Origin of the sequence: Kitasatospora sp. NPDC058243, from assembly GCF_042882025.1 — a bacterium.
In the GTDB taxonomy this organism is placed as follows: domain Bacteria; phylum Actinomycetota; class Actinomycetes; order Streptomycetales; family Streptomycetaceae; genus Kitasatospora.
On sequence record NZ_JBHVWW010000074.1, the window covers coordinates 20,396 to 29,362 of the forward strand.

Sequence of the window (8,967 nt, forward strand, 5' to 3'; positions counted from 1 at the left end):
CACTGGGGGGTTGGTGGGGGGGGCGGAACCGGCCCGCGTCCATTGCTCGTGCTCCCCTTTTGGTGAACTTCCCGACGCAAACTTTTGTTGTCCTTCTTGTTCTTGGGCGCCTGGCTGGCCCGACTGCTGTGCGGGAGCCGGGTTCAGGACGGCAGGCGCAGCACCGTGCCCGGCTGGATGAGGTCCGGGTCGTCGCCGATGGCGGCGCGGTTGAGCGCGTAGAGGGCGGGCCAGCCGCCGGGCACGCGCAGGGTTTCGGCGAGGTCGCCCAGGGTGTCGCCCTCGCGGACCGTCCACCCGCCGTCGCCGGCCTCGGCGCCGGCACTGTCGCTGTCAGCCGCGGGCGAGGGTACGGGTGCGGGCGGCGGGGGAAGGGCGGCGCCCCGCTCGTGGTCGCGGGTGGCGCGGGCGCCGCAGGCGGGCCAGGGGGCGAGGCCGCGCCGCCCGGCGAGGTGCTGGGCCACCGCGATCTGTTCCTCGCGGCTGGCGAGGTCGGCGCGCGGGGCGTAGGCGAGGCCGCCGTTGTCGCGCCAGGTGGGGGTGTCGAACTGGAGGCCGCCGAAGTATCCGTTGCCGGTGTTGACGTGCCAGTCGCCGCTGCTCTCGCAGGCCGCCACGCTCTCCCAGTCGTACCTCCCTCCGTCGTACCCCCGGCCGGGGTCGGTGCCCGGGCCGCGGCCCGGGGGAGCGGCCTGGGCCGCGGGAGCGGTGAGGGCCACGGCGAGCGCGCACAGGGCGGCGGGGACGAGGCGGCGAAGACGAACGGTGGGAGGCATCGGCGGCTCTCAACTTCGGGAACAGGGCGCGCACCGCCCGGAGGCGGCGCACACCCACCGACGCACGCCGGGTGGGGCGCGCCACCGCCGACACGTCCGGCAAGTCACCCGCTCGGCCGCCCCGGACCACCCCGACGGCCCGCGGCCATCCGGCCCCGCCCGCCGTCCCGGAACCGTAAGGACCGGCGGCGCCGCGCGGACCCTAGAGTGGCCGGGACGCCTCCCCGAGGAAGGGTACGAACGATGACGATCGATCAGGGAACCGGTGCTCCGCGCGCCGAACTGGGCGTGATCGGCGGCTCAGGGCTCTACGCGCTGCTCGACGACGTGACCGAACTGCGCGTCGACACGCCGTACGGGCCGCCCAGCGACGCGCTGTTCCTGGGCGAGGTGGCCGGCCGCCGGGTCGCCTTCCTCCCCCGGCACGGGCGCGGCCACGGCCTGCCGCCGCACCGGATCAACTACCGGGCCAACCTGTGGGCGCTGCACTCCCTGGGCGTGCGCCAGGTGCTCGGACCGTGCGCCGTCGGCGGGCTGCGCCCGGAGTACGGGCCCGGCACGCTGCTGGTGCCCGACCAGTTCGTCGACCGCACCTCCGGCCGGGTGCAGACCTACTACGACGGTCTGCCGCTGCCCGGCGGGGCGGTGCCCGAGGTGGTGCACGTCTCGATGGCCGACCCGTACTGCCCGGACGGGCGGCGCGCCGCCCTGGACGCCGCCCGGGGCGCGGCCTGGGAGCCGGTGGACGGCGGCACCCTGGTGGTGATCGAGGGCCCGCGCTTCTCCACCCGCGCCGAGTCCCGCTGGTTCACCGCGAACGGCTGGTCCGTGGTCGGCATGACCGGCCACCCGGAGGCCGTCCTCGCCCGCGAACTCGGCCTCTGCTACACCTCGTTGGCGCTGGTCACCGACCTCGACGCGGGCGTGGAGAGCGGCGAGGGCGTCACCCACGCCGAGGTGCTGGAGGTCTTCGCCGGAAACGTCGACCGGCTGCGCACGGTGCTGTTCAAGGCGCTGGAGAGCCTGCCCGCCGCCCGGGACTGCGTCTGCTCGCACGCCCTGGACGGGCTCACGACGGGTCTGCCGGGCGTCTGACCCGCGGGCGCCGCCGCCACCACCGGACGAGTGCGAACAGCAGCACCGGCCCGGCGGTGGCGGCCAGCACCAGCAGCCAGTTGCGCAGGTACGGCAGCGGCAGCAGGGAGGAGTTGCCGTGGTTCTCGCCGTCCCGCAGCACCGCCGGCAGCCCGATCGCGCTCACCGCCGCCGCGACGACCAGCCAGCCGCGCAGCGCCCAGTCGCGCGCCAGCCGCGCGCCGACCAGGCAGACCAGCGGCACCCACAGCCCGTCGTGCAGCAGCACCCCGCCCACCGCCCAGACCGCTACGTCGAGCGGGGCGGTGATGTAGGAGTCGGTGAGCAGGCCCGACAGGCCGAAGCCGATCAGGGCGAGCCCGCCGAGCAGCAGCACCGCGCGCAGCCACCGGGGCATCAGATCACCTCCAGGCGCGCGACCCACTTGGTCTGCAGGACCCCTGGCCGGTTGGGCGCGATGATCCGCGCCGGGAAGCCGTGGTCCGCCGTCAGCACCTCGCCGTTGATCCGCAGGGCGAGCAGGGTGAGCGGGTCGACGGCGTACTCGGCGGGCATCCGCATCTCGCGGTACGGGCCGTCCGCCTCCAGCGAGGTGATCAGCAGGCCCGAGCCGGCCGGGGCGCCCGCCCGGACCAGCAGATCGGCCACCCGCACCCCGGTCCAGCGCGCCGAGAAGCTCCACCCCTCCACACAGGAGATCGGCAAGTGCACCTCGTACTGCGGAAGTTGGTTCAGCTCGGCGAGGGAGAGCCGGTACGGCTGCGGGCCGTCCACCCGGAGCCGCCAGTCGGCCGGCACGGCGACCGTCCCGGCCTGCGCGGCGGTCCGGTTGACCGGCAGCCCCTGCGGGCCCAGGTCGGGGCGGCGCGGGGCCAGCAGGACCAGCCGGCGCAGGAAGGGGACGGTCTGCCCGGCCGTGGTGAGCGTGACCACACCCACCGCGGCCGTCACGGCGGCGAGGAACGCCCGCCGCTGCGGCAGCCCGGCCGCCGGGCGGCGCCAGTGCAGCGCGATCAGCGGGCCCTTGGCCGCGAGGTGGACGAACAGGCCGCCGGCGGCCAGCCAGGCCAGCCAGAAGTGCGTCTGGCGGAACGGGAACGGCCACGGATACCACTGCAGGGTGTCGAACAGCCCGGTGAACAGCTCCAGCAGCATCGCCGCGACCAGCACGAAGATCCCCAGCCGTTCCAGCGCGTGTGCCACGCCGCGCACCGGCGGCCACGCGAACAACTGCGGGTAGACCGTCCACAGCTTCGCCCCCAGCAACGGGACGGCCGCCAGGCCGGTGATCACGTGCAGCCCCTGGGTCACCCGGTAGCCGTTCACCGGGCGGCTCAGCAGATACGGCGTCAGCCAGCCGGGCGGGTCCTGGAGGGCGTGGCTGACCAGCCCGGTCAGGAAGCACACCAGCAGCGCGGCGCCCAGCCAGCGGCCGAGCACCACGGCGGTGCGCGGCTCGTGCAGCGCCGAGCGGAATCGCGGAAGGAGGTTCGGAGTCACCCGTCCATGGAACAGCCGGGCCCCGGTTTCGCGGCGGCACGACGTGCTTACGGAATCCGAACGGCGCCACGCCGCTGCGGTCGCGCGCCGCCGCCCGGTGGCAGGGTGGGCGCGTGCCCACCCGCCCCCGGCCCACTCGCCTCCCGCTCACCTGCCCCCGGCCCGCCCGCGTGCTGCCCTGTCTGCTCGCGCCGGCCGCCCTGACCGCCCTGACCGCCGCGCTCGCCCTCACCGTCACCGGCGGCGGCACGCTCAGCCACCGCGCACCGCTGTACGCCTGGTACACCGTCGACGCCGCCCTGTACGCGCTCGCCCTGCTGGCGCTGCGCCGGGTGGGCGGCCGTCAGGTCGTGCCCCTGGTCCTGGCCGGGAGCGTCGCCGTCGCCGCCGTCGGCCTGCTCGCCCCGCCGCGCACCAGCGACGACGCCTACCGCTACGTCTGGGACGGCCGCGTCCAGGCCGCCGGCACCTCCCCGTACGCGCACACCCCGGACGACCCGGCGCTCGCCCGGCTGCGCACTCCCGACCTGTGGCCGACCGGCGGCGCCTGCGACGGCTGGGACGAGCGGCGCACCGCCGCCGGCGACTGCACCCGCATCAACCGGCCCGCCGTGCACACCGTCTACCCGCCGGTCGCGGAGGCCTGGTTCCTCGCCCTGCACCCCTTCGGGGGAGGGGTGCGCGGGATGCAGGCCGCCGGCGCCCTGCTCGCGGTGGCGACCACGGGGGCGCTGCTCGTGATCGGGCGGGGCAGCCGGCGGGCCGCGCTGTGGGGGTGGTGCCCCGGCGTGACGGTGTGGTCGGTCAACGACGCGCACGTGGACACCCTCGGGGCGCTGCTGCTGGTCGTGGGCCTCGGGTACGCGGCCCGGCGGAAGGCGACGCGGGCCGGCGCGCTGCTCGGCGCGGCGGTGGCGGTCAAGCTGATCCCCGCACTGGCCCTGCCGGGCGCGCTGGCCCGCCGGCGCCCGCGCGAGAGCGCCCTGCTGCTGGGCGCCTCGCTCGGCGCGTTCGCCCTGGCCTACCTGCCCTACCTCGCCGCCTCCGGCACCGGTGTGCTCGGCTACCTGCCCGGCTACCTGAAGGAGGAGGGGTACGAGCAGGGGCACCTCGACCGCTTCGGCCTGCTCGCCCTCCTCCTGCCGGACGCCCTGCTGCCGTGGACCGCCGGGGCGGTCCTGGCCACCGTCGCCCTGTGGGTGCTCCGGCGCGGCGACCCCGCCCGCCCCTGGGACGGCGCCCTGTTCGTCACCGGCACGGCCCTGCTCCTCGCCGCGCCCGCCTACCCCTGGTACGGCCTGCTGGTGGTGGCCCTGGTGGGCCTCACCGGCCGCGGGGAGTGGCTCGCCGTCCCCGCCGCCGGGCAGTACCTCTATCTGACGGGCGGGGTCGAGGCCCAACAGGCCGCCTACGGCGCCGCGTTGGCGTGCGTCGCGGTCGGCGCCCGGTGGCGCGGGAGTACGGCCGCCGTCCTCAGCGGGGCTCCAGGCCCTGCAGCATCTCCGGCAGGTCCCGGCTGTGCAGCACCCCGAGGGACTTCGTCGCGCGGGTGAGGGCGACGTAGAGGTCGTTCACGCCGTGGGCGTGCGCCGCGAGGATCTCGGCGGGCTCCACGACCAGGACGGCGTCGAACTCAAGCCCCTTGGACTGGGCGGCCGTCAGCAGGACGGCCGGCGAATCCAGCGACGCCGGGCCATCGTTGACGCAGACGCCTTCCAACTCGGCGATCCCGTCGAGCAGTTCGGCCGGGGCATCCGGGGCGTGGATGACCGCCAGCCGGCCGCCGTCCAGCGCTGCGAGCTCCCGTTCGACGGCGCCGCGCAGCGCCGCCGCCCGGCCGTCCGCGGGGATCCGCAGACTCCACGGGCGGGTTCCGCCGCTGCGCACCGCGGTGGGGGCGGCGAGCGAGGGGTCGAGCGCCCGCAGGACGCCCTCGGTGACCTGCATGATCTCGGCCGGGGTGCGGTAGTTGATGGTGAGTTCCACCGTGCGCCAGCGCCCCGCCGTGTACGTGTCGAGGGCCTGGCCCCAGGAGCTCAGCCCGGCCGGCGCGCCGGTCTGCGCCAGGTCGCCGACGATCGTCATGGAACGGCCGGGGCAGCGGCGGGCCAGCATCCGCCAGGCCATCGGGGACAGCTCCTGGGCCTCGTCCACGATCACGTGCCCGTAGCCCCAGGTCCGGTCCTCGGCCGCGCGCTCGGCCAGCGGCCGGAGCGACTCCTCGCCGCGGTACTGGCGGGCCAGCATCTTCGCGTCCATCTCGACCAGGCCCACGCCGAAGTCGTCGAGGACGATCTTCGCGAACTCCAGCTCCGCCGCCTCGGCGGCGGCCTCGGCCCGGCGGGCGACGGCGGCGCCCGGAAGCGGGCCGAGCAGTTCGGCGGCCTCGTCGAGCAGCGGCACGTCGTCGGTGGTCCAGGCGGTCCAGGTGCTCCGGGTGGTCGCGGCGGTCACGGGCTCCTCGGCGGCCTCCTCGGCCTCCTCGGCGGCGGACTCCCGGTCCGGGCCCGGCAGTTCGCGCAGCAGTGCGGCGCGTTCGGCCTCGGTGAAGTCCGGCATCGCGCTCGCCAGCAGCTCCGGGGAGCCGAACAGGCTCGTGAGCACCTGCTCCGGGTTCAGCAGCGGCCACAGCTTCTGGGCCACGGCCTGGAACTCGGGCTCGTCGACGAGCGCGTCGGCGAGGTCCGCCACGGCGTCCAGGTCCATCTTCCCGCCCTGGTCCCGGGCGATCCGCAGGGCCAGCTCCGAGGAGAGCCGCTCCACCAGGTCGGCCCGGGCCGCGTTGTGCGGCCTGCCGCTCCGGTGCGCGGCGGCATGGGCCCGCTCGCAGAGCGCCCGGCCGATCCGGAGCTCCTGGTGGTAGGGCGAGGTCTTGCCCACGGTGATGGTCCACGACTCCTCCGGCAGCTGCCGCAGGCCCTCCAGCGCGGCGGCGAGGACCTGGGCCATCCGGGCGTCGCCCTTGACGGCGGCCGCCTCGGGCGTCTCGGCGCCGGTCCCCGTCACCCCCGGGTAGAGCGTGCCGATGCTGCTCAGCACGACCTCGCTCTCGCCGAGCGCGGGAAGCACCTGGTCGATGTAGCGCAGGAACGTCGTGTTCGGCCCGATGACCAGCACACCGTGCTTGGCCAGCCGGTCGCGGTGGGTGTAGAGCAGGTACGCGGCGCGGTGCAGGGCGACGACGGTCTTGCCGGTGCCCGGGCCGCCCTGCACGACCAGGACGCCGCCGAGCGCGTCGCGGATGACGCGGTCCTGCTCGGCCTGGATGGTGGAGACGATGTCGCCCATCCGCCCCGTCCGGGCCGCCGTCAGCGAGGCGAGCAGGGCGCCCTCCCCGCTGAGCTCGGCGTCGCCGCGGCCCGCGTGGGCGCCCACGCCGAAGGCGTCGTCGTCGAAGTCGACGACGGTCCGGCCCTTGGTCCGCAGGTGCCGTCGCGCCACCACGCCGCCCGGTGCGGCGGGCGTCGCCCGGTAGAACGGCTCCGCGGCCGCCGCCCGCCAGTCGGTGAGCAGCGGCTCGTGGTCGTCGTCCGACAGGGCGATCCGGCCGATGTACTGCCGCTCGCCGTCGGCGTCGTCGATCCGGCCGAAGCACAGCCCGTACTCGGCGGCGTGCAGCGCCGCCAGCCGGCGGGTGTGGTGGATCTCCATGGTGTCGCGCTCCAGGAGGGCCTGGATCGTCCCGCCCTTCTCCTGGAGGTGGACCTGGCGCAGCCGGGCGGCCGCGAGTGCGCGCTGCGCTTCGAGGCGCTCGTACAGCCTGCCGACGTACGCGTTCTCCGCCCGCAGTTCGCCGGACCGCCAGTCGTCGGCGGGCGAATTCGGTTCGGACGAGGAGGACGAGGAGGACGAAGAGGACTCGGACGAGGAGGACGAGATGGGGGACAAACCTGGCTCCAGGTGCTTTGAGCTTTTCGATTCCTCGGGCGGTCGGCCGAGAAATCGGGGGTGGCGGAGGGTGGAATTATCCGACATGTCTCAGCGGCCGGCCGCATCGAGCAGCAGTTGTGCGGCCAGTGCCGCGCCGTCGGTGCGGATCATGGTGGCCACGGCGGTCGCCCACACCCGGGTCTCGGGGGCGAGGGCCGTCCTGAGCGCGGCCGACAGGGACTCGGTGGTCGCGGTCGGCCCGTCGAGTGCCACGCCGATGCCCAGCTCGGCCACCCGGCTGGCCCAGTACGGCTGGTCCGCGGTCTGCGGGACGACGACCTGGGGCGCGCCGGCCCGGGTGGCCGTCGTCGTGGTGCCCGCCCCGCCGTGGTGCACGACGGCGGCCACCCGGCCGAACAGCGCCTGCTGGTTGACCTCGCCGACGACGAAGCAGTCGCCCCGGTCGTCGATCGGGGCCCGGACACGCCCCGGGCCGGCCCAGCCGTGGGCCACGACCACGCGACGGCCCTGCGCGCGGACCGCCTCGACGGCGAGCTGGGCGGCGTCCTGGGAGGTGGGCATCGGCATGCTGCCGAAGCCCACGTACACCGGCGGTGCGCCGGCGGCCAGGAAGGCCTCCAACCCGGCCGGCAGCGGGCGTCGGTCCGGCAGGATCCACGCGCCGGTCTGCACGACGTCCAGGTCCGCCGGTTCCTGCCACGGGTCGAGGACCGGGTCGGTCGCCAGCCACGGCCGGTCGCCGATGACGTAGTCGCGGACGTCGTCCACCGGCGGCAGGCCGATCGACGCCCGGTTGGTGTTGAGCGCCGCGCCGAACAGCGCGTTGATGCTCTCGGCGTCCAGGCCCCACAGCACCCGGTTGTCGGTCACCTCCGGCGGGAACGGCCGGCCCGGGTACGCCAGCGGCGGGCGGCCCGGCGAGGGCAGGGTGAGCTGCTGGAAGGTCACCGACACGGAGCGGATGCCCAGCTTCTCGGCCACCGACAGCGCGCCCGCCGCAGCCGGCAGCATGCCGGTGGCCACCAGCACGTCGCAGCCCTCGGCCGCCGCCGTGACCGCCTCCAGCTGCCCGGCGATCACCGCGGCCGCACGCTCCGGCAGGGACGACGGCGGCGCCGCCGTCGTCAGCGCCCGCGCCGACGGGCCGACCGGCACCAGCGGCACGTCGATGTGGGCCAACCGCTGCGCGAAGTCCTCGTCCGGCGGCGCACACACCCGCACCTGCGAGCCGGACTCCCGCAGCCGCGCCGCGAGCCCCACCAGCGGTTCGACATCCCCGCGGGACCCGTACGTCGACAACAGCACACGCATTTTCGCGACCCCAAATTTCCGCGGATTCCGGTTCAGGTCGACGATTGTGCGGCACGACCGGGGCCTTGCCGCAAGGCCCCCCGTACGCTATAAGTTAGAAGTGGCCGGGAGTGGTTTTTCCTCCTGTGCCTTTTTTCTCGTCCGCTGCGGGCGGACTTCTTTTCTGCTGGTGAAACGGTGTGTGCGGCGCGCGTTGCCTGTGCTGCGTGTGCGGAGTGTTCGGCCCGGAATGGCGACGTGACGACCTGACGACGCGGTGACCTGACGACGCGGACGGGGGCCGACCAGAGGTCCTGTCAGGCCCCCCCCGATGTTGGTCCAGCCTTTCTTGTTGGCCAAGCGCCGAAACCTTTTCCACCCCCGGCCTCCTCCCCTGTTCTGTTGTTGCCCACCC

Annotated in this window: 7 protein-coding genes; 2 read left to right on the forward strand and 5 right to left on the reverse strand. The window is 75.2% G+C overall.

Annotated elements, in window-relative coordinates; translation table 11 throughout:
* Nucleotides 1–143 precede the first annotated feature (143 nt).
* Nucleotides 144–776, reverse strand: a complete 633-nt coding sequence (locus ACFVX9_RS33690) for a transglycosylase family protein (protein WP_387985413.1) — start codon at nucleotides 774–776, stop codon at nucleotides 144–146.
* A gap of 243 nt (nucleotides 777–1,019) precedes the next feature.
* Between ACFVX9_RS33690 and ACFVX9_RS33695 the strand changes: the two genes are divergently transcribed.
* Nucleotides 1,020–1,871, forward strand: a complete 852-nt coding sequence (locus ACFVX9_RS33695; protein ID WP_380377990.1) for an S-methyl-5'-thioadenosine phosphorylase — start codon at nucleotides 1,020–1,022, stop codon at nucleotides 1,869–1,871.
* Here the strand turns inward: ACFVX9_RS33695 and ACFVX9_RS33700 are convergent.
* The gene (locus ACFVX9_RS33700) at nucleotides 1,846–2,268 is read right to left on the reverse strand and encodes a hypothetical protein (RefSeq protein WP_387985416.1); all 423 of its coding nucleotides are present in this window, start codon (nucleotides 2,266–2,268) and stop codon (nucleotides 1,846–1,848) included. The genes ACFVX9_RS33695 and ACFVX9_RS33700 overlap by 26 nt on opposite strands.
* On the reverse strand, nucleotides 2,268–3,371 hold the full coding sequence (locus ACFVX9_RS33705; protein WP_387985419.1) for a molybdopterin-dependent oxidoreductase: 1,104 nt from the start codon (nucleotides 3,369–3,371) through the stop codon (nucleotides 2,268–2,270). The genes ACFVX9_RS33700 and ACFVX9_RS33705 overlap by 1 nt, the downstream gene beginning before the upstream one ends.
* A gap of 113 nt (nucleotides 3,372–3,484) precedes the next feature.
* On the opposite strand from ACFVX9_RS33705, the gene ACFVX9_RS33710 reads away from it, so the two are divergent.
* The gene (locus ACFVX9_RS33710; RefSeq protein ID WP_387985421.1) at nucleotides 3,485–4,924 is read left to right on the forward strand and encodes a glycosyltransferase 87 family protein; all 1,440 of its coding nucleotides are present in this window, start codon (nucleotides 3,485–3,487) and stop codon (nucleotides 4,922–4,924) included.
* Here the strand turns inward: ACFVX9_RS33710 and ACFVX9_RS33715 are convergent.
* Nucleotides 4,845–7,259: a HelD family protein gene (locus ACFVX9_RS33715; RefSeq protein ID WP_387985423.1), complete on the reverse strand. Its 2,415-nt coding sequence runs from the start codon at nucleotides 7,257–7,259 to the stop codon at nucleotides 4,845–4,847. The genes ACFVX9_RS33710 and ACFVX9_RS33715 overlap by 80 nt on opposite strands.
* Nucleotides 7,260–7,349: 90 nt before the next feature.
* Nucleotides 7,350–8,573: a glycosyltransferase gene (locus ACFVX9_RS33720; protein ID WP_387985426.1), complete on the reverse strand. Its 1,224-nt coding sequence runs from the start codon at nucleotides 8,571–8,573 to the stop codon at nucleotides 7,350–7,352.
* Nucleotides 8,574–8,967 lie beyond the last annotated feature (394 nt).